This is a genomic window from Mesorhizobium sp. P2_A12, assembly GCF_056405075.1.
In genome coordinates, this window is the sequence record NZ_JBFUCU010000010.1 from 141156 (window position 1) to 162172 (window position 21017).

General features: G+C 60.2%; 19 protein-coding genes and 1 tRNA gene. 12 read left to right on the forward strand and 8 right to left on the reverse strand.

From position 1 onward, the window contains the following. The first annotated feature begins 183 nt into the window (after positions 1-183). Positions 184-1224: an aldo/keto reductase gene (locus tag AC1DZU_RS21670; protein ID WP_477288164.1), complete on the forward strand. Its 1041-nt coding sequence runs from the start codon at positions 184-186 to the stop codon at positions 1222-1224. A 163-nt stretch (positions 1225-1387) separates the two neighbouring features. Here AC1DZU_RS21670 and AC1DZU_RS21675 read toward each other — a convergent pair whose 3' ends face one another. Then, a complete protein-coding gene (locus AC1DZU_RS21675) occupies positions 1388-2089 on the reverse strand; it encodes a FadR/GntR family transcriptional regulator (protein ID WP_477288166.1) in 702 nt (233 codons plus the stop codon). 491 nt (positions 2090-2580) lie between these two features. Between AC1DZU_RS21675 and AC1DZU_RS21680 the strand changes: the two genes are divergently transcribed. The 5 genes from AC1DZU_RS21680 (at position 2581) to AC1DZU_RS21700 (ending at position 7607) form a co-directional block, all read left to right on the forward strand. Continuing rightward, a complete protein-coding gene (locus tag AC1DZU_RS21680; protein WP_477288168.1) occupies positions 2581-3861 on the forward strand; it encodes an ABC transporter substrate-binding protein in 1281 nt (426 codons plus the stop codon). 2 nt (positions 3862-3863) lie between these two features. Further along, positions 3864-4787, forward strand: coding sequence for a carbohydrate ABC transporter permease (locus tag AC1DZU_RS21685; RefSeq protein WP_477288170.1), 924 nt, complete (start codon positions 3864-3866; stop codon positions 4785-4787). Further along, a complete protein-coding gene (locus AC1DZU_RS21690; RefSeq protein WP_477288172.1) occupies positions 4787-5662 on the forward strand; it encodes a carbohydrate ABC transporter permease in 876 nt (291 codons plus the stop codon). Before AC1DZU_RS21685 ends, AC1DZU_RS21690 begins: the two co-directional genes overlap by 1 nt. Positions 5663-5784: 122 nt before the next feature. Beyond that, positions 5785-6525: an RraA family protein gene (locus tag AC1DZU_RS21695; protein WP_167392217.1), complete on the forward strand. Its 741-nt coding sequence runs from the start codon at positions 5785-5787 to the stop codon at positions 6523-6525. Between the two features lie 26 nt (positions 6526-6551). Beyond that, the gene (locus tag AC1DZU_RS21700; protein ID WP_477288174.1) at positions 6552-7607 is read left to right on the forward strand and encodes an ABC transporter ATP-binding protein; all 1056 of its coding nucleotides are present in this window, start codon (positions 6552-6554) and stop codon (positions 7605-7607) included. Positions 7608-7633: 26 nt separating this feature from the next. Here AC1DZU_RS21700 and AC1DZU_RS21705 read toward each other — a convergent pair whose 3' ends face one another. After that, positions 7634-8545 (reverse strand): GntR family transcriptional regulator, encoded by a 912-nt coding sequence (locus AC1DZU_RS21705; RefSeq protein WP_095087589.1) that lies wholly within the window; start codon positions 8543-8545, stop codon positions 7634-7636. 165 nt (positions 8546-8710) lie between these two features. Here AC1DZU_RS21705 and AC1DZU_RS21710 point away from each other — a divergent pair, with 165 nt between their 5' ends. The 4 genes from AC1DZU_RS21710 to AC1DZU_RS21725 all read left to right on the forward strand — a co-directional run bounded on the left by AC1DZU_RS21710 (position 8711) and on the right by AC1DZU_RS21725 (position 12682). Then, a complete protein-coding gene (locus AC1DZU_RS21710; protein WP_477288177.1) occupies positions 8711-9763 on the forward strand; it encodes an ABC transporter permease in 1053 nt (350 codons plus the stop codon). After that, positions 9760-10545, forward strand: coding sequence for an ATP-binding cassette domain-containing protein (locus tag AC1DZU_RS21715; protein WP_477288179.1), 786 nt, complete (start codon positions 9760-9762; stop codon positions 10543-10545). The genes AC1DZU_RS21710 and AC1DZU_RS21715 overlap by 4 nt, the downstream gene beginning before the upstream one ends. Before the next feature lie 93 nt (positions 10546-10638). Further along, the gene (locus AC1DZU_RS21720) at positions 10639-11553 is read left to right on the forward strand and encodes a sugar ABC transporter substrate-binding protein (protein ID WP_477288181.1); all 915 of its coding nucleotides are present in this window, start codon (positions 10639-10641) and stop codon (positions 11551-11553) included. A gap of 106 nt (positions 11554-11659) precedes the next feature. Continuing rightward, the gene (locus AC1DZU_RS21725; RefSeq protein WP_477288225.1) at positions 11660-12682 is read left to right on the forward strand and encodes a zinc-binding alcohol dehydrogenase family protein; all 1023 of its coding nucleotides are present in this window, start codon (positions 11660-11662) and stop codon (positions 12680-12682) included. Positions 12683-12780: 98 nt separating this feature from the next. Here AC1DZU_RS21725 and AC1DZU_RS21730 read toward each other — a convergent pair whose 3' ends face one another. From AC1DZU_RS21730 to AC1DZU_RS21750, 5 genes are all read right to left on the reverse strand, one after another. Beyond that, positions 12781-13074 (reverse strand): hypothetical protein, encoded by a 294-nt coding sequence (locus AC1DZU_RS21730; protein WP_477288183.1) that lies wholly within the window; start codon positions 13072-13074, stop codon positions 12781-12783. 162 nt (positions 13075-13236) lie between these two features. Then, the gene (locus tag AC1DZU_RS21735) at positions 13237-13587 is read right to left on the reverse strand and encodes a ribbon-helix-helix domain-containing protein (RefSeq protein ID WP_477288185.1); all 351 of its coding nucleotides are present in this window, start codon (positions 13585-13587) and stop codon (positions 13237-13239) included. A gap of 195 nt (positions 13588-13782) precedes the next feature. Beyond that, positions 13783-13857, reverse strand: a tRNA-Gly gene (locus AC1DZU_RS21740). A gap of 543 nt (positions 13858-14400) precedes the next feature. Beyond that, entirely contained in the window at positions 14401-14574 is a 174-nt protein-coding gene (locus AC1DZU_RS21745; protein ID WP_477288187.1) for a hypothetical protein, read from the reverse strand. Positions 14575-14754: 180 nt separating this feature from the next. Beyond that, entirely contained in the window at positions 14755-15666 is a 912-nt protein-coding gene (locus AC1DZU_RS21750; RefSeq protein WP_477288189.1) for an ankyrin repeat domain-containing protein, read from the reverse strand. Positions 15667-15880: 214 nt separating this feature from the next. Between AC1DZU_RS21750 and AC1DZU_RS21755 the strand changes: the two genes are divergently transcribed. After that, on the forward strand, positions 15881-16105 hold the full coding sequence (locus AC1DZU_RS21755; RefSeq protein WP_477288190.1) for a hypothetical protein: 225 nt from the start codon (positions 15881-15883) through the stop codon (positions 16103-16105). Between the two features lie 111 nt (positions 16106-16216). On the opposite strand, the gene AC1DZU_RS21760 is transcribed toward AC1DZU_RS21755, so the two are convergent. Beyond that, positions 16217-16408 (reverse strand): hypothetical protein, encoded by a 192-nt coding sequence (locus AC1DZU_RS21760; protein ID WP_477288192.1) that lies wholly within the window; start codon positions 16406-16408, stop codon positions 16217-16219. A 2572-nt stretch (positions 16409-18980) separates the two neighbouring features. Here AC1DZU_RS21760 and AC1DZU_RS21765 point away from each other — a divergent pair. Beyond that, a complete protein-coding gene (locus tag AC1DZU_RS21765; RefSeq protein WP_477288194.1) occupies positions 18981-20876 on the forward strand; it encodes a hypothetical protein in 1896 nt (631 codons plus the stop codon). Positions 20877-21017 lie beyond the last annotated feature (141 nt).

Genomic DNA, 21017 nt, shown 5'->3' on the forward strand with positions numbered 1-21017 from the left:
ATATAAGAAGAGAAGATGAAACGTAAACCCCCTTTTCCGACCGTTTTGCCGAATGTGTTTTTGGCAGTTGCGCCGGCGCAGGACGGTTTACCGGCCCGGATGGTGGAAATTTCTATCTCCGATCAAAAATAAGGAGCACGCCACGATTGACTTGTCAGACGAGCATATAAGTCTATAAATATAGTGGCAAACTTGGCGACGTGCCAAGACGGGCATGCCGCCGATCAGGAGGAACAAATGCAACAGCGACAGTTAGGATCGTCGTCGGTCAAGGTATCCAAGATTGGCCTGGGTACCTGGGGTATGTCGGGCGCGTTCTGGGGCGCGGCCAATGACAAGGAATCGATACGGGTGATTCAACGCGCCATGGAACTCGGCATTACCTTGATCGACACGGCCGAAGCCTATGGGCATGGCCATGCCGAGCAGGTTGTCGGCAAGGCGCTCGCCGGCAACCGGGAAAAAGCGGTGATCGCGACCAAGGTTGCCCCGAACCATCTCGAACCCGCGGCGCTCGAGGCGGCGCTCGACGGCTCGCTGAGGCGGATGCAGACGGACTATGTGGACATCTATTTCGTCCACTGGCCGAACGCGGACTTCCCGATTGGCCCGACCATGGAAATGATGGAACAGCTGCGGTCATCCGGGCGGATCAAGGCGGTCGGTGTTTCCAATTTCAGCACTGCTGATATGAACAGCGCACGCCAGTATGGCGTCATCGACGTGCTACAGCCTCCCTACAACATGCTGTGGCGCGAGGTTGAGGCGGAAACGCTGCCCTATTGCCGCAAGCACAATATCGGCGTCATGCCCTACAGTGGTCTTGCCCAGGGGCTGCTTACCGGCCTGCTCTCGCCGGATACCAAGTTCGTCGAGGGAGACGAGCGGCGCACCACCGTGCTGTTCCAGCCGGGCACCTACGAGCGAGCCGTCGCCGCTGTCGACGCCCTCAAGCCGATTGCGGCCAACTACGGCAAGACGGTGCCACAGCTTGCGATCCAGTGGCTTACCAGCAGGCCAGGCGTGAGTTCGCCGCTGGTCGGCGCGCGTACTGTCAGGGAACTTGAGGAAAACATCGAGAGCGTAGGCTGGACGATTTCCGACGCGGATGTCGCCGCCATCGACAAGCATACCACGCCTATCTGGGCGGAAATCAAGGATAAGGGCGATATGTTTGGTTTTCGCGCCCGGCAGCGCCAGGAGCGGGAAGCGAAAAGGGCTTAAAGCGCGCCGCGTTGAAAGGATTCAGGCGATGCGCTTTGCATGTCGTTGCCCCAAGACCGGCCAGTTCTGGGCGACATGCATTGAATCCGGCCGTGTCCTCCCAACACGCCACGGCGCGGCCAGTGCGTTTGCTGGCCGCGCCGCACCAGGGATGGTCAAACGGCTAATCCTTATACGGTAACCCGACGGCGGTGGTTGCCTTCAGGTGCCGGCGCATCGCTTCTTCCGCACGTTTTGCGTCGCGCGCAACGAGTGCCTCATAGATTGCCCTGTGATCTTCCGTCGCTAAGGTCAGGGCATGAGGCATCTGATTGCTGACGCGCCGGCTCGCCGCCTGCCACCATCGCGACGAGTACATGAAGCGGTCGAGGATCCTGTTTTGGGTAGACCGGCAAATCTCCATGTGGAAGTCGAGGTCTAGCTTCAGATAGGCATCCGGATTGTCCTCGGTCGCGGACATGGCGGCCAGCAGTATGCCAAGACGCTCAAGGGTTTCCTTCGTCATGTGCTTGGCAGCGATGGCGGCGATGGCAGGTTCGATGATAATTCGCGTCGCGTGTGCTTCCGCCAGCAGTTGCCGGATCTGCTCGGGCGGCAGCCAGTCGATGAGCAATGGACTGAGATAGTCCCATTCCTCGGCCGGACGCAGCACCACGCGCCGTCCCTGTGCGATCTCGATCATGTCGAGGGAAGCCAGAATCTTCAACGCCTCGCGTGCCACCGCGCGCGATACCCCGAATTCTTGCAGGATCTGTTGCTCCGACGGTCCTTGGCCCCCGGAAACACCGTCGGTGGCGATGCGACGCGCGAGCACGCCTGCCACCTGCTTGGGCAAAGTTTGAAGCTTGACCTCCAGGGCATCCATCATTAAAATCCACTTGTCTGATAAGCTTATAGGCTGATGGCTAGATATGCAGTCAACTATCTCATAAAAATGCTCACTAGCCTATAACTCGTGCCGCGGGAAGGGAGGATTGGAACGTTGGAGATATCCAACCCCCGCCTTCGCCACCCGAGATGAGGATCGATATACTGTCGCTGAACGCGGCGGCCATCGTTGCTCAATCGCCCAGCGGGCTCGCAAGGGTCGCCCGGTTTCCGTGAGGAGAAATGTATGCGCGTAGCAAGGCGCGCCGGAAGAAACGGAACACCGGAAGACCGACAAGAGAATGACAGAACCTCCCGGAAGCCGGCGAGGGCCATAGGCCCACGGCAGCGCCAAGGTGGTGTCTGCACGGGAGTGATCCAGACAGTCTCCCGGCGGGAGGAGCAAGCCGCCGCGGACTTTGACGGGAATGCTGAACGTCGTCGCTCGACCCAAAGGGCCGACCAATCATGACCAAGGAGGAAATTGTGATGTCCGGAAACTTATCGAGACGCAAATTCCTGGCGGCTGGCGCCACGGTGGCGGCAGGCTCGCTCGCAGCGCCATGGATCGCCAGGGCGCAGGCAAACGAGATTACGGCGCTGCTGATCACGGGCGGCCCGCTCTATCCCAAATATTGGGAGAAGATTGTCCAGGATTTCACGGCGAAGACCGGCATCAAGGTCCGCTATGATCTGCTGGAATTCACGCCACTGACATCGAAGGTCGTCACGTTGAGCGCCGCGCGATCGAGCCAATATGACGTCTACAGCACCCACACGGCGCAGATTGACTCCTACTTCAGCCATTTTGCACCGCTGAACAGCTATTTCAGCGAGTCGGAGTTGGCGGACTTCTATCCGGTCGCGGTCAAATATTTGCGCGATCCCAAGAACGGCAATCTGGCGGCCATTCCGCGCAACATGGATGCGCGCGTTCAATATTACCGCAGCGACATCTATCAGGAGAAAGGCTTGAAGCCGGCCGAGACCTGGGAAGAACTCGTCGACGTCGGCCTGAAACTCACTGGCAACGGTCATTACGGGTTGGTTGTCCCGGGGCAGGGCGATCCGGCCCAGCGTACCTTCAGCGATCTCCTGTGGCAGGCCGGTGGGGATTGGGTCGATCAGGCCAACAAACCGGCCTTCAATTCCGAAGCCGGTATCAAGGCGCTCACATTCTACCGCGACCTCGTCCAGAAGCACAAAATCGTCCCCCCGGATGCCGTCGGCTATCAGTGGAACGAAAATTCGACCGAATTCTCGTCTGGAACGGTCTACGCCAATTTTGATTGGCCGGGCGCTTTCGCAACTCTCTCCAATCCCGATACCTCCCGCGTTGTCGGCAAGTGGTCGACCGCGCCCTATGTGCGGGACAAAGCGGCAATTTCCTGCGCCATCTCGCACGCCATGGCCCTCAACGGCCAGTCGGGGCGCAAGGATCCCGCCGTCGAATTCATCAAATTTACGGTCGGCCCTGAGGCGCAGCGCCTGCAGTTCGACCAGTTCACCAACTTCCCCAGCAGTCAGGCGATCGCCAAGGAGGTGATCGCGGCGGCGAAAGGCCCGCAGGCCACATGGCTGCAGCAGCTCGAGACCACGATCGCGAACGGCAAGGAATGGCCCAAGCTGCCTGGCTTCTCAAAAGTCTGCACCCTGATGTTCTCCGCCATCGAACAGGCGCTCACCGACCAGGTTTCGCCAAGCGATTCGCTCAATCAAGCGGCAGTGGAAGCGGAAGATGCCATGCGTCGGGCTGGAGCCTACAATTGAGGATGTCGTCCATCCCGCAGGGCCGGGTGTCGGGGCGTCGGCGGCGTTCGCCGCTGCCCTACACCTGGCAGAAGGGGTACCTTCTGGCCGGCCCGGCGTTCGTCGTCATGCTCGCCATCTTCGTCTATCCCTTGGGATACTCGTTTCTCATGAGTTTTTTCCGGTGGGATCTGAGCGGCTCCGCGCCGTTCATCGGGACAGGAAATTACACAGACGAGCTGTTTGGCCGCCAGTTCAACCAGGCCCTTCGAAACCAGATCATCTTTAGCGTCGTCTCGATTACGGTCGAGGTGGTGGCTGGAATGGCGATCGCGGTGCTGGTCAACGGAGAATTGCGGGGCATGCGGCTCGCCCGCACATTGCTGTTGGTGCCACCGATGATCGCTCCCGCCGTCGTCGGCCTCAATTTTCGGTGGCTTTTCAATACGCAATACGGTCTTGTTGATGCATTGCTGCGCATGTTCAACCTGCCCAGCATTCCCTGGCTCAGTGATCCGACCTGGGCACTGGTCTCGGTCATTGTCGCCGATGTCTGGCAGAACACGCCGCTGATGGTGCTGCTGTTCCTGGCCGGCCTACAATCCTTGCCCCAGGAGCCGCTCGAAGCCGCGACGGTGGACGGCGCCGGGCCGTGGCAGCGCTTCTGGCACATTGTTCTGCCGTTGATGCGTCCGGTCATCATGATCGCGCTGATGCTGCGCATCATAGACACGTTCCGAACCTTCGACGTCGTCTGGCTGATGACGCAGGGCGGGCCGGGGGGCGCTTCCAACCTGCTTACCGTCTACGCCTACCTGCTGGCATTCCAGGCCGTGGATTTCGGGCACGCGGCGGCGGTTTCCTACATTGCTCTGGGGATGTCCCTGGTCGTGCTCGGCCTGCTCTACGGAGTGCCGTGGTTGATCGCAAAGCGGAGGGCCATCTGATGGACACTGCGGCCGTGAGCACGCATCGCAAGCCAAGACGCCGCCGCCGCCGGTTCACAGCCGGCGTTGCCGGACGCTACCTCGCTCTCATCCTGACCATCGCCTTCACCATTTTTCCGTTGGTGTGGCTGTTCCTGACGTCGATCCGCAGCTCGGCCGACATCTTCTCCGTGCCGGTCCACATCATCCCCGTGACCGCGACGTTGACGCAATACGTGTCGGTTTTCCGCGAATATGACACCATGGATTATGTCTGGAACACCGTCATCGTATCGTTCGTGACAGTCATTTTGGTCCATTTGCTGGCCATCCCCTGCGCCTACGCCCTGTCGCGCTTCAGGATGCCGGGCGTCATGCTGATCTTCGGCCTGCTCTTGATCATGCGGATGATCCCAGTCATCGCGCTCGCCATCCCGCTCTTCGCCGTGTTCGCGGCAATCGGCCTCCTGGATTCGGTCTGGGCGCTGATCCTCGCCCATACGGCTGCCAAACTGCCTGTCGCCATCTGGCTTCTGCTGGGCTTCATCCAGGATGTCCCGAGAGAGATCGAGGAAGCTGCCCAGTCAGACGGCGCCGGCACGATGCGCACGCTGGTCCAGATTGTCACGCCGCTGATCGCGCCTGGCATCGGGGCCAGTGCGGTGATCACCTTCCTTTTCACCTGGAACGATTTACTGCTCGCACTGACCCTGACGTCGAGCAAGTCCGCGCAGACCCTGCCGGTCGGGCTCACCAATTTCGTTTCGCAGTTCGGCATCGACTGGGGCGCCATGTCAGCTGCCGGCGTTCTCATGGTCATCCCGACTCTGGTGTTTGTCTGGTTTGCCCAAGGGCTGTTGGTCAAAGGCCTGACCACCGGTGCGGTCCGTGGCTGAGCGGCGGGCAAGGGAGCAATGCGCTCGATGCTTTCGACGACAGTTGGTTAGGCAAGTGAGACCGGCGCGGTGGATAAAAGTGGTGCTGCGCTAAGGGAGGACGACGAGTGGAAGCGGACCAAATACCGGCGATATCAGACATTTCCCGGCCACCGAGGCAATTGGTCGATGCGCTTGCAGCGATCGGTTCGGCGACACTGGCCAGTGAGCTCTATCATAAGATGGGAATTCGTGATCCGCACATCCGGGGCCCGCGGCCGTTGAGGCCCGGTCGCACGGCGGCAGGCCCGGCTCTCACGCTCCAATGCATGCCGAAGCGCGAAGATCTCTATAACGAAACAGAGTATGAGGACCCGGAGCGACAGCTCCATCGTCACGTTCTCTACCCTACGCAGCCGGGCGACATGGTCGTCGTCGATGCGCGCGGCGATCTGGGCAGCGGTATCTTCGGCGAGATGATGCTCACCTATTTCGCCGGTCGCGGCGGGGCCGGGGTGGTCGTCGACGGCTGCATCCGCGATTCCGCCCAGGCCGCGGCCCTGGATATCGGTATCTGGGTGAAGGGGGCGACGCCGAATTTCCACGCCCAGACCAACATTGTCCCCTTCGCCGTCAACGTCCCCATCGCCTGCGCGAATGTGCTCGTCATTCCCGGCGACATTATAGTGGCTGACGACGATGGCGTCGTCGTCGTGCCGATCGCACTTGCGCCCAAGCTGGTCGCGCTTGCCGGCGAGCATATCGAGTGGGAAGAATTTACCCGCGCGCGCTTGGCCGAAGGAGGGGATTTGCGGAAATACTACCCATTGAGCCCGGAGGGCGAGACCGAATACCGCGCATGGCGGCACGCTCAGCGAAAATGAGCAGGGCCCGCACGGGAGGAAAATAAGTGTCTGCAATCCAGATAGAACAGCTCGGCAAGAGCTTCGGCGCCGTGGAAGTTCTGCGCGACGTGAACATTGAAATCGCCAGCGGCGAGTTCGTGGTCCTTGTCGGTCCCTCGGGCTGCGGCAAGTCAACTCTTCTGCGTATGATCGCCGGCCTGGAAGAACAGACGACAGGCGAGATCCGCATAGGCGGGCGCGTCGTCGACGAGATGCCCGCCAAGTCGCGCGACATAGCGATGGTCTTCCAGAGCTACGCGCTCTATCCGCATATGAGCGTGGCCGACAATATGAGCTTCGCCCTTCGACTGGCCAAGGTCCCCAGGGAAGAGATCGTCTCGAGGGTGAAGGCAGCCGCCGAAATCCTCGGCTTGCAGGATCTGCTGCGTCGTATGCCGCGCCAGCTGTCTGGCGGCCAGCGCCAGCGTGTCGCCATGGGCCGCGCGATCGTGCGCGACCCGGCAGCCTTCCTGTTTGACGAGCCGCTCAGCAATCTCGATGCAAAATTGCGTGTCAAGATGCGTGCCGAGATCAAGAAACTGCACCAACGGCTCGGACGCACCAGCATCTACGTCACGCACGACCAGACCGAGGCGATGACGCTTGCCGACCGGATAGTCGTGCTGAACCGAGGTCAGGTTGAGCAGATCGGTACCCCTTCCGAGCTCTACGAGAACCCTGCCAACCTGTTCGTCGCGAGCTTTATCGGTTCGCCGGAGATGAACCTGATCAAGGGCCGAATTGACAATGGCGCATTCGCCGCCGAGCAGGGGCTGCGCTTGCCCTTGCCCGATGACGCTCGGATCAGTGACAGGGAAGGGGTGGTATACGGGATTCGCCCACAGCACATCACGGTCGGCGGGACCCACGCAAAGGCAACGGTTCAGGTGGTGGAACCGACCGGCGAGGCCCAGGAACTTACCTTAAACGCGAATGGCGTCGATCTGATTGCCGAAATCCGGGAACAGCCCCTGTTCAAACCTGATCAAGAGGTGAGGTTGGAGATTATGGTGCATAAGGTGCACCTGTTCGACGCCCAGAGCGGCACCAGGATAAACTAGAGCGCTTGTGCGATCGGAACGTCTTGCTAGGCGTTGGTGTCCATCCCATCGAATACAATCAGCGAACGCATCAGTGTTTCCCTTGCCGAAGCCAGATGGGCTCGGCAGGCCCGCTCGATCCGCTCGGAATCGCGGCTTTCGAGTGCATCGATATAGGCGAGATGCTCCAGGATCGCCGCCTGATTGCGCTGTTTTTCGTCATGCTTGTTCCACTGATAGTGGTAGTGGAAAATGAAGCTGATGATATCGTAGAAATCGTCGATGAAGCGGTTCGGCGAAGCCTCGTTTATGAGCCGGTGGAACCGGTTGTCGAGACTTGAGAAGTCGTGGAAGCGGCTTTCAATCTGCTTCAGCAGTTCGGTATGCGCGCTCTTGAGCACGCCCAGCTTCTCCCACAGGGGAGACGTGTCGGGCTGTCGTGAAAACAGATGCGCCGAGCGCAGCTCGAACATCACCCGGATCTCGAACAGCTCAAGTGCGAAATCTTCCGTGAAGCCCTTGAAGAGCCAGCCCGTATTCGGCCTCTTCTCAAGCAATCCGAACCGGCTGAAGCGGATCAGGAACTCGCGAATTCCATTGGTCGCGACGCCGAACTGCCGCGCAAGTTCGAGTTCGTTGATGCTGGTACCAGGTCTGGTGTCACCCCGCAGCATCCATTCCATGAACTGCTGTTCCACATGCTTGGCCCGTGAGGTGGTTTCAGCGTCGGGATAGTAATCGCTATCCTCGACCGCACGGCCTGCCGTCCTGACACCGCTGCGCTCGGCGATGAGGTCGCGGTGGGCAAGTTCTCCCAGGACCTTTCGGACAGTCGTGCGGCTGACTCCCATTTTCCGTCTAAGCTCATTTTCGGAAGGGAGCTCCCCGGTCAATTGTCCGTCGCGCAGCATACTGGCGACGCGATTGAAAGCCTTCTTGTAGACAGTGTCGGTTCGCATCGGATCTTCCTCTGAGCAAGACCTTGTCCTTTCTACCATGAACTTTATCCATAAAAAACAACTTGACCAAGTCATGCTGGTTGTTTTTTATCGATAAGAGGGAACTAAAATACAGCATGAGTTTTTGACGACGCGGCTTGCACGGCTGCGGCGGGGAGGAGAACTTTGCCTGAAACGCGAAACACCGGCACCACTGTCGGCGACGCCGCATTGCCAGCACCCAAGAAGCAAGAAGCCGTTCCCGGCCTCGCGCTTGGCCTGGCCCTGCTGAGCGCCGGTCCGGTCGTCATCCTGGTGTTGCTGATCGTCGTTCTCAGTTTTCTGTCCCCCTATTTCCTGACTGGACGCAACCTCAGCAACATCCTCGCCCAGACCGCCGTCATCTCGGTGGTGGCGATGGGCCAGCATCTGGTCATTCTGACACGAGGGATCGACCTCTCCGTCGGCTCGAACCTGGCACTGGCTTCCGTCGTCGGCGCGCTCAGCTTTCATGCCGGCGCTCCCGCCTTCGTGGTGATCGCGGTGATGGTTGGCTGCGGTGCGGCGGTCGGCACCATCAACGGGCTCTTCTACGTCTTCGGCCGGTTGCCGCATCCTTTCATCATCACGCTAGCGACATTGAGCATCGCCAAGGGGTTGGCGCTCCAACTGGCCGACGGGCGCGCCATCCCTGGAATGCCGGATGCCATCGATGCGCTTGGCCGCGAGGCGGTCTGGGGCCTGCCTGGATCGGTTTTTGTGGTTGCGGGCGTTGCCGCGGTGCTTTTCGTCATGGCCAAGACGATGGTCTGGGGGCGCTGGATTTATGCCGTCGGCGGCCGGCCCGACGCTGCCCTGCGCATGGGCATTCCCGTGTCCTGGGTCCTCGTTTCGGTCTATGTGATCTCGGGGCTCTGCGCCGGCATCGGCGCGGTCATCCTTGCCGGCCGGACCGACGCCGGTTCGCCCTTGTTCGGCAATCTGCTGGAACTGGATACGATCGCGGCGGTGATCATCGGCGGTGCCAGTTTTCTCGGCGGCCGCGGCCATCTTGGCCATGCCTTGATTGGCGCCATCATGATCGGCGTCATCCGCAACGCGCTCAACCTGCTCAACGTCAACGTCTTCTTCCAACTCATCGTCATCGGCGTGGTCATCGTCATCGCAGTCGAGTCCGACGTGCTGCGCAACTATCTCGAAGGGCGCATGCGCGTCATGCAGGCCGGGAGGCAGTCATGAGCGCCGTAGCGGCCAACGTCGAACCTGCAGCCACAGTGGATCATCCCGTCCTGGCGGTGCGCGGCGCTACCAAGCGGTTCGGTTCGGTTGTGGCGCTGGACGATGTCAGCATCGAGGTCCGACGCGGCGAGATACTCGGACTTCTCGGCGACAACGGTGCCGGCAAGTCGACGTTGACCAAATGCATCAGCGGGGTGCACCAACTCGATGCCGGCGCGATCCTTCTGGACGGTGCGCCAACGCAGATACGCTCCCCTGCGGATGCGCGCTTCGCCGGCATCGAGACCGTCTATCAGGATCTGGCGCTGTTCGACAATCTGACGCCGGGACAGAACTTCTTCGCAGGTCGCGAATTGGCCTGGCCGCGATGGCTTCCTCGCGGCATGCGATTTCTTCAACAGCGCAGGATGGATGCCGAAACGCGCATTCTGCTCGCCAATTTGAAGGTCACGTTGCCACGGCTGGACGCCGTCGTCGCCATGATGTCGGGCGGTCAAAGGCAAGCCATCGCCGTGGCCCGGTCGACTGTGTTTGCCCGCAAGGTCGTGATCCTGGACGAACCGACCGCCGCACTCGGCCTGCGTGAATCGCGGCAAGTGCTCAACCTGATCGCGACGCTGCGCGACCAGGGCAACGCCGTCATCCTGATCACCCACAACATGGAACACGTCACTGAGCTTGCCGACCGCGCCGTGGTGCTTCGCCAGGGCCGCAAGGTCGGCGAACTGGTGCCGACCAAGGACAACAAGCAGGAGCTGGTTTCCATGATCGTTGGAGCCTGACTCGCTCGAAATTTGGGGACTGTTGCGGTCCGCAAATGCCTGAAGCGGCTTCCGCCGGAAGACGCCTCAATCCAAGGGAGGAATGGAATGCCAATGAACCGAAAACTGTTCGCTGGGCTGGCGATCGCCGTTGCGTTTGCGATGCCGGCTTCGGCCGCCGACAAGATCAAGGTCGGCCTGATTACGAAATTCCCGGTGCCGTTCTACTCGACCATGGAGGATGCAGCCAAGAAATACGCGGCCGCCCATCCCGAGATCGAGCTGGTTACCGGCCAGGGCCAGGCGGCCACCGACATCGAAGGCCAGATCGCGCTGATCGAGTCCATGATCACGCAAGGCGTCAAGGGGCTGGCGATCACGCCGGTCGATCCGACCGTTGCGCCGGCGCTCGACAAGGCGGTCGCCGCCGGCATCAAGGTGGTTCTCGTCGACAACAGCATCCCGGACTGGAAAGGCCAGACAGCGCTGGTTTCGACCAACAACCTCAACGGCGGCAAGATCGCCGGAGAGTATCTGAAGACCGTGCTCAAGAGCGGCGACAAGGTCGGCATCCTGCAAGGTGTTCCCGGAGTGCCTGCACTCGACGACCGGGTGACCGGCATGATGGAGGGCCTCGGCGACGTCAAGATCGATGTCGTCGGCAAGGGTGCAACCAATTGCACGCTCGAACTTGGCACGTCGGTGACCGAAGACATCCTGACCGCCAATCCTGATCTCAAGGCGATCTACTCGGCCTGCGGCCCGCCAATCCCGGGCGCCGTCAAATCGATCAGCAATGCGGGCATCGCCAACGACAAGATCATCCTGGTCGGCTTTGACGCCTGCTGCGGTGAGATCGAAGCGATCAAGTCGGGCGCGGAAGATGCCAGCGTTGCGCAATTTCCAGCAAAAATGGGTGAGCTTGGCATCGACACGGTCTTGAAGGCTATCCGCGGGGAAGCCGTCGAGGCCAACGTGGACACCGGCGCCGGTCTCGTGACGCAGCAGAACGTCAAGGACTTCGAGTGAACCACCAAATGGTCCGGCGGATTGCACCGCCGGMCCACTTCCTGTTTGCGGACTCCAGGAATTACGCCGTTAGCGAAGGGGTGGAATCACGCTTATGGACGCCACCATCAAGATCGTCCGATGCGCCGAGCCCGGCAGGCTGGCGTTCGAGGAACAGGCCGCGCCAGGCGCTCCGCCGGAAGGCTGGGTGCTGGTCAACGTCGCCCATGTCGGCATCTGTGGAACCGATTACCACATCTTCCAGGGGAAGCATCCGTACCTCGCCTACCCACGTGTCATGGGCCATGAGGTTTCTGGAACAATTGCGGCAATCAACGGGCCCGTGGACATGGCGGTCGGGCAACAAGTCGTCGTCAACCCCTATCTTGCCTGCGGCAATTGTCCCGCCTGCCGCCAGGGCAAGCCGAACTGCTGCCTCGCGATCGAGGTGCTCGGCGTGCACCGTGACGGTGCCATGAGCGAGCAGATTCTGGTGCCGGCGCAGAACCTCATTCCAGCGACCGGTCTGTCATTGGTCGAGGCGGCCACGGTCGAGTTCCTGGCCATTGGTGCGCACGCGGTCCGCAGGTCCATGGCCGGGCCGGGCAGCCGCACCTTGGTTATCGGCGCAGGGCCAATCGGCCTCGGTACCGCGCTTTTTGCCCGCATAGCGCGACAGTGCGTGACCATCATGGACGTCGATGCCGAGCGGCTGGCTTTTGCCGCAAGGCAAGGTTTTCTGGTGATCGACGGGTCGAAGGGTTCGATCGTCGAGACGATAGCGGAGCGAACCGCCAGGACAGGTTTCGATGTGGTCTTCGACGCAACGGGAAACTGCCGATCGATGCGGTCTGCCTTTGCCTATGTTGCCCATGGCGGCGTCATGGTGATGGTGAGCGTCGTACAGGACGACATAACCTTCTCCGACCCAGAGTTCCACAAGCGGGAAATGATGCTGATCGGCAGTCGCAACGCGACGCGCGCCGACTTTCAGCACGTCATGGCTTCGATCCGCGCTGGAAAAATACCAATCGACGAACTCGTCACGCATCGTACGACCCTGCGTGACAGCCCACGCGATATTGCGATCTGGGCGCGGCAGAAGTCCGGTCTGATCAAGGCTGTCATCGATGTGGCGGGATCTGGCTGATTTTGCCAAACGCAGTCATGCAAAAAAGTCTCTCCGGACCGTGTGCTGCGAGGAGAGGAGGACCAACCTGACTGGGCAGGGATACCCTGGTAAGATTCCTACGGGCTGAGGAGGTCGCCATAGACGACGACGTGATGCTCGACGAATTCCGGCTTGTTGATCAGGTACTGATCGTCCTTGGGATAGTTGTGGGCCCGCTCAGGTTGTTCGCCCGCATAGGCCTTCACCGCTTCCATATCGGTCCACCAACTCAGAGCGCATACCTCCGTAACGCCGTCGCTGAGGTCGCGCAGCGTGATCTGGTGACCGAGATTGCCTTTGGTGGCGCCAAGCTCGTCGCCACCAGTCCCGGCCACGTAGCGCGCGTATTCGGCAGCCATCTGCGTGCGCACCGTCCCGCACCATCTTCGAAGAATTACCTGCCGGACCACTAACCCTGGCCTCCGCTATCTACGTCCCGTCACCTCCTTGAGCATCACCCCCCGCCGCCGCCATTCTCGGCAATGACATCGACCCCGGCTGCTTCGAGGGCACGCGGGAAGTCGTCCTGGGTTTTACTCTGCCTTCAGTACCTGGAATCTGATCAGCCAGTCACGAATGATCAGTCGGACGGCCTCAGGTCGCGAAACATCATGCTCGGCAACAAATTGATCGACGCCCGCGAGCATGTCCGGTTGAAGGCGGACCATGATTGGCACGCCCTTTCCAGTCGGGGCTGGTCCTCGCCGTTTCTTTGATACCACGGTTTCCTGCTTTGCCATAAAAACCGTGATATCAGAATTCTTGTCCTTGCGGAAGCGCTGGACCCTCACACTAAAACTGAATTGGCGAAGATCCGATGCCGAACACCATTGTTCGGGCAGCCGCCGAAGGCCGCCCGCTCTCAACCGCCGCGGCTGCTTCAACCGCCGCCGCCGCCGTAGCGGTCGAGCCAACGAACATGGCCGAAGCTGCGCGCAAGGGCGAGTTCATGGCATCGTGCAGGACATCCATAGAATGGAATGACTTTAACCAACGCTCTGACGCCGGGTGGGGAGGGAATTGGCGGCACTGATCTCATTGGCAAGGCACTCGGCCCGCAGCCCCACCAGCGGCGGGTTTGGTGCACTCGGCAGGGCTCGAACCTGCATCTGCCCGGGAAGGTCCCGCTCTGTCCTAGATTGAGCTACGAGCGCCAATTTTGGCAGGCTAATAGAACGGGCCCATTCGATCAAACTAGCGATTGGGATAGCCGGCACATGCATTGGAAGTAGGTCGAGGTGGGAGGTCGAGCTATCCTCTGTATCGCCCTTTCTCGCACCAATATCGAACAACGACACCCGGTTGCGCCCGAAACAGACTGGCAGCAAGTTGACAATTCTCTCTGTTGTACGCCTCTGCCTCGGTCGCATCGAACGTGGCCACATGGATACGCATTTCGGCGGTAGCGGAGCTTCGGTACAGCGTATAGGTTTTGGAGTCATCGGCCTCGGGCGCGCAGCCAGCCAAGGCCGAAACCACCGCCAGAGCAAGGAACAACCTCATTTCAGCATCATAGGTGAGACGGTCTAAGGAATGGAAAGCTCACGTTGCGCGGCGAACCTTTCGATCGCCAACGTGAAAGTGACATGATCTACGCCGGCTATGTGGAGGTGCTCGTTGCATCTGGCCCCGACGCACCGAAAAGCAGCGATGCCTTAGCCGGCGTGTGAAACTTACGGGGGGCATCCTCGTACCGTTCAGCGCTTCACAAGGTCGTCAAATGTGATCCCGGTGCCATAACCGCTTGGTAGATCGGCGGTTGCCTCCCGGAAACTGCGTTCAACGGCAGCTGTGTACCGGCCGTCATTCGCCAGCCTATCCCAAATGACGAAGGCGACAGCTAAGGCGATGACGACGAGCACCATTCGCATCGGAACCTCCCTCAAAGAGTTCCGGCAGGCATAATACAGCCTGTTGCTAATATGCGCCAGCGTGGACGATGGCATGACAGCGAACTGATAGAGCGGCCGGGCCACGGCCTGGAAGGGGGTTCTGGCGAAGTCGATATCGAAAAGGTCTGGTGGGCCGCAAGACTGGCGAGGTCATGCAGATCAGGGCAGCGGAACCGGCGAGTCGGAGAGCGTTCGCAGATAGGCGATCACGTTCAGCCGATCACTCTCCTCGGGCGCGCCACGCACGTCCATGTTTACGCCGGGCGTCGTGAGCGTGGGACCGGCTAGAAAAATGTTAAGATCCTCGTACGCCCAGGCACCGTCCCAAGCCATCAGGGTCTTGGAATAGCGGTCGAACTTTGCCGAAGCCTTGTCGCGTCCGACAATTCCCCACAAGTTCGGGCCGATGGTGGATACATCTTGTGCACGCGTCACATGGCAGGGAGCGCAGTTAGCGGCAAAGAACACAGCGCCCTTTGCCGGATCAGCCTTTGCCAGCTTCGCAGAAATCGGCTCGGGCTTCAGAATGACAACGCCATGGGCCTTGAGGTAGGCGGCGATGTCGGCATGGTCCTCGTTCCTTGCAAGGTGGTAGGGCGTGATAATGCCCGGTAGACGGGCGGGGTCACCTCGGGTCCAGACGGCGTTAACGTCAGCGCCGGCCTCGACCAGCACCTTGACGCATTCGAGGCAGCCGTTGGCGACGGCGAGGGCCAGCATCGGCTCACCGCGCGTCGTGCCATTGGCGTCGGCGCCATGCGCCAGCAGCAGCCGGATCATATCGGCGGCGTTCTTCAGCACGGCAACAGTCATCGGCAGGCCGAGCGCCGACTCCTTGTTGACATCGGCGCCGCGTTTGATGAGCAGTTCCGCGGCCTCTGCATGCCCGCCGCGCACCGCCAGGAAAAGCGGCGTGGCGCCCTTCTCCTGCTCCTCAATATTGGCGCCGGCATCAAGCGCCGACGCGATTGCATTTAGATCGCCGCTCTTGGCCGCATCATGAAGCGGACCGGCCTGGGTGGTTGAGAGCGCACCCAGACAAATGAGCAAGCTGCCGATCAGACCACGCATGCGGCTGTCCCTCCGCCGATACGGATCGAAAAGACTACACCCGATCAATTCTCACGGCCAGCAGCGTCATTCAGCGCTAGCTAATATAGATGAGCCCACGTCATCCAATCGATGGATGGCGCGACCTAGTTCCCAGTTCCACCTAATGGCAAGGCAAAGGGCGGCAACCCGGTTTTGCTGCCCAAGGGGCCTGCCAGCTCTAGGGGGGCTAAGTATGAGCAATACGACTCTCATTGCTATCGCTATCCTCGCGATCAGCATCGGCCATGCCGATGCCAAGGACAGTAAGGTGAAGCTGCCGGTTTGCACCGCGTCAAACCACCTCTTCGAAGTCCTGGGTGACAAATGTTTTCTCGTCAAAGGTTCGATGATCTATGGCGACGTCGCCGGTCTTTCCCAGATAGTCACCTGGGCTGGGGGTGGATCTGGCGGTCTGTGAGGTGCGCCCGTAAGTGCCATCGACGGGGACAGGCTATAAAAAATGCCGCAATGACCGGTGCGCTCACAACCTATGCACCCTCGCGCCGGCCAATTCTTTTTGCGTCCAGCGCTACAGTCGCGTGAATTCGGCAAGCCCTAAGCGTAGCCGCTGGCCCTCTGCATAGGCGAGAGCGAAAGATTCCAGTTCGAATGATCGGGTTAGTTCCTGGTCGTCTTCGACCACGCGGACGAACCATTCTCCGCAGGCTTCGACCACTTCAACGCAAGGGTAAACCTTGCCGTTCGACGTTACGCTATCCATCGCAGCCTCCCTAGAAAGCAATGGGGAACGTCCATTTTTATAAAGCTCGTCCGAGACGAATTTCAATATCAAATGTGGTTGCAATAGCCGACCGGTGCGGCCAGCCCGGCGCCCTGTTTTTTACACTGAACAAACCAAAAAGGGCGCCGAGCCTTCACCGGCGGCGCTTTGAGGGAAGCGACGCCGAGAAGTGAGCATAGCGCTCTCGCTAGAGTTGTCGGAATACAACCTTTAGGATGATGGCCGCTGCTGCCCTACATCCTGATCGAGACATACGACAAAAGGTAAATGATCGCGATGGTCGCCGTAGCGAGTACGACCCATACGCCCAAGCTGCTCATGCTTCCTCACTTTCCGCCGGCGCACCGTTGGGCAGGATGTTGGGATGGAGGACGCCGGCCCAGGCGGAAAAGGTACTACAAGCACAAGCTAATATAATTGAGATGCAGACGCCTATGGTGTGATCGCGGAACCCTTGGCGTAAGCGCTCCCGTCGGTCTCCCTTTCCTCATCAATCCCGAGCACCTTCCTAAGCCCTTGATGACGGTGCATCGCATCGCCGTCCTGATAGCAGCCTAATCCTCTAAGAACGCCCGCCACTTGCCGCAGGCGCTGAGCAACCGCGACTGGAAACTCTCGCTTAGCTCACTACGATTTGGGTCTTTAGGGCCGGCAAGCCAAGGACTTCAGTCTCAATTGCGCGATTGCTAATGTAATATAGACTTATGACCAGCGGGGGCTTTTCTCGCGATGGCCGGTGCTCGCTTACAACCCCTCGTCGTCTGCACCGGCCATTCCTTCGCGAGGCTACTAGCGGCCCAGCGGCCAAGGGCGGGGGGCTGGGGTTTGACCACCGGGCCTAACCGGCGCGGGGTTGGGGCTCGCCGGCTGGCGAATTATACGCCGTTCCCGCTTAGTCGACCATGTCTCACAGTGACTTCTTGCGTGTCGGAGAGCTCCGCCTTACGTGGCGGGCTTTTTCCCTGGTTCACTTTGAGCCGGTACTAAGTACGGTGTACGACGACGTTGTCACCGCCCCGGAACCGTTACCACGCGTGACGCGCACTGTAGCAGGTCGGCTCTTTACAGGGGCAGGGGTTGCGGTCGAAGCGACTGTCCCGATCACGTCTGTGGCGCTGGCGTAGAATAGCTCGCCATTCGGCGAGACGCCCCATCTCGTGATATCATTCTCATCTCTGATCACCTGGCAACGCCCAACCGTTTTTTGACCAGCGTGCGGAACTCTCGATATGTGCTCAGCCAGCGCTTCTTCGCATTGGGATGTGGTCGAAAAGATCATGGGCTTTGCTGCCGGCGCTCGGCATAGCATCAAGTCGGGACTGCACGACAACAGCACCATAATGGCAGACGTTACCGTATCCATCGCCCTTCGCCTCCGCCACGCAATATAGCCTCAATGCTGAGACTGCGGAATGGTTCAAACGATCAAGCCCGCTGCCTTACGGTGGCGGGCTCTCACAGCGGCGACATGCAATCTGAAAACAATCGGATCAACGAGATCGTCTGGCAGGACGGCTCTGTCTCAGCCGCTGCCATCTTCACGGTGCCCGCCGGCTTCGCTCGTGGCGTCGCGCCCCTCTCTCCCGGAGGAGGAGAGAATGCTTCCATTGCGAGTGAGAGTCTTGAGAGGGTCCTTCCTCAGGCGGACACAAGCCCGCGAGCTCATCGCCTTCCTTGAGCCTCACAATTGGCCATCGCTCATGCGGGAAGCCAGAGAATTGAGACAAACGCGCAATCCTGGCTAGTTCCGGCGTGTACCAGGTGGCGAGCGGACACGTCTACCGGTCCGCGCTGCCTGTCGCGCTACGTTCATTGCACTGTCGGCTTTGGTATGAATTTTGGCGATTGTAGATCGTGGCCCAACTTTGTTGCCTGAGCGGGCCTAAGTATGATCGGGACAACATCGCCTTCGGTCGGGAACAGTAGTAGAACGACGCCTCCGACGGATTCACTCATGGCTACCTCCCACTTGGCGATGGCAATTGCTTGCTTCTCGCCCTTGATCTCGGCTGCCATTGGATTGCCCCATCTCTTTATTTCCCCGAGGGCAGCATCGCGCAACCTGTGCGCGAATGCAAGCTTTGCCACCGCAAGGGCGTACTTGACGATTTCAGCAGGAGGAAGAAGGCCGGCGCCTAGGGGGAGGTTGCCTGGAAGGCGCCGGCCAAGCGGAAAAGGTCCGCCGCGGCGTTAGGGTAGCTGAGTCTTGACGTGGCGTCATGCCTGTAAGTGTCCCATTTCGGGAATAGCAGCTGGCATCCGTCTTGCTGCGTGAGCTTGCCGGCTGACCCCGGTCCTGATCGCGTACTTTGATCAGGTGTAGGCTCGCCGGGCTTGAGGTGGTTGGGGTCTTCGCCCGGCGAGTTCTATCCGCATGAGCCGGTGCATTTGACGGTAGCAAAACAGTCTGTTTGGGTGTGTTCGACTTGACCGTCGGGCCTAACGACGGCGGGACGTTCGCGGCTTGGGTAAATTTTAACCACTTCATTAGTTGCAGCTAATTTAGTAAAATGATCGTCGTTAAGGAGAACGCCCAGGGGAGGGCGGCGCTATGGCGACCGGACCGGCAACAGAGGGGTTCCTTCGTCCCAGCACCGCAGCTACGCCTGACCCAGAGTTTCCGAAAATCATTGCCGCGATAGCGGCCATAGCCGGCGGCTTCGGGGTGATCAGCGGCTTTGCGCTGTATTTCTTCCTGCTTCACTATGTTGAGAAAAACGGGACTTTCAACTGGGCTGGGATGGCATGGAGGATGGGCGCGGGCCTGCTCACCGGGGCCATAGGTGGCTTCGTTTTCGAATTGGTCCGGGACGCGATCCACGATGGCGAGGGGCTGGGTTGGAAGAGGCGGGGCCTCCAAATGGCCGGTACCCTCATGCTGTTCGGCATTTTCGCGGTGGCGCTGGACCATCTGCCTGAGACGATCCGTGAAGCCGAGAAAATCTTCTTCAGTAGCTCGGCGGAGGAAATCCTGGGCGTGACCTCCGGGCAGGGGCACGGGGGCTACGCTCCGGTCTTCATCATAATATTGCTCTGGTTAGTGATCGGGGCGGCGGCTTCGGCAACGTTGGCCGTCGCGGTCTGGTACGTGCACGCGGCCAAAAGCTGGAAGGAGGGACTGGGGTTGTCCCTCATAGGTAGCGCGGTCGGTCTGATGATCGTGATGGTGGCAGTTACCCTCTATATGATTGTGGCTCGGCTGGTTGTGTTGCCGGGTCTGATCGCTGGAGCACCCGACACTGCCGCAAGCGCGTGGAAGGAAGTAGAAGCGATTCCGCTGCTTCGGATTATGGCCGCACCCGCCCTGTCGGCGTTCAGCGAAATGAGGGCGGGCAACCTGCTCCCTGCGGTTGGGGCCGCCCTTCCCCTGCTGTTGTGGGTTTGGGGGCTTGTGTTGGCGATCAAGCGCGGCGAACACCACCGGTGGGTTGTCGTGGCTTTCATCATCCTGCCGCCGGCCCTCTTCATCCTTGCCCCCGTGGCCGTCCAGATCCTTGCGGTGCTCGCAACAACTGCAGTTATCTGGTTTGCACCATTGCTGGCGCTCGGTCTGGTGCTCCCTTTCCTGAAGAGAGCTTCGTCCGCTCCTCGGTACTGGGGCTATGTCGCATTCGGTATGGCGTTGATGACGGTCCTTCTATGGTGGGTGCGAGGTCAGGTGGTTTTTGGATACCTCGCGCTTGCTCTCGTTTGCTTCGGCTTCGTCCTGATGTGGCGGAACGATAGGGAATGGCCTTCGTCGATTATTGCGGTGATCGCGGGTTTGCTGCTGCTGAGCCTCGTCAGCGTCCAGACTGTCGTGGCCCCATCGGAGGAGATTTTCCGGGACATGCAGAAGGTGGCCGCGAGCGAAGAACTTTTCATGCCGTGGCACACAGTGTCTATGGAGCGAATAGTGCATCAAGTGATCCGACAGCGATGGCTCAAGTGGCTGTTCGACTCTCCCAGGGATAGTCAGCTATCGGGCGCACCCGGTCGTCAGTTGTCAGCCAAGGAGAGGAGCGACGTTATTGACAAAGCCCTGTCGGAGTATGCACGCCGTGAGATGCGCAACACGCTGACCCAAGAGACCCCAGAGACGACGGATCGGGCTCTTTGGTCTCTCTGGGGTCAGCCGGGCGTACCCGCTACTCAGTTGTCCCCAGAGGCTCTCAAAAGTCTCAGTCAGGAGCTGGCCCGTCGGCAGCTGGACGAGGCGGCTGCACGGCGCAAGGCGCAGGAAGCAGACTGGGCCGATGAGACCGCGCCTGCGCCGGCCGTAGACGCGCAAGGCGAGGGCACTGATCCGAAAGGCGGCTCAGGCGCGGTAATGTTCGAGCCTGTCGTGATGGGAGCGTATGGATTCTGGACCGTGCTCGGCGCGCTCGCGGCATGGTCAATTTCTGACAGGCGCCGTTCCGGCCGGTCGCGGCGTCGGGCAAGAAAGGGCGCTTTGGCCATTGGCTGATGATTCAGGCCAATCTTCGATGCGATTGCGCCTATGAGCCTGGCTTGCGGCGACCCTTCAACGGAGATCGCCTTTGGCCAGGACCAAACTTCACAAGCAGCTTGCGGAGGCTGAATCGAGCGCTTTCCGGTGGAGGCGGAA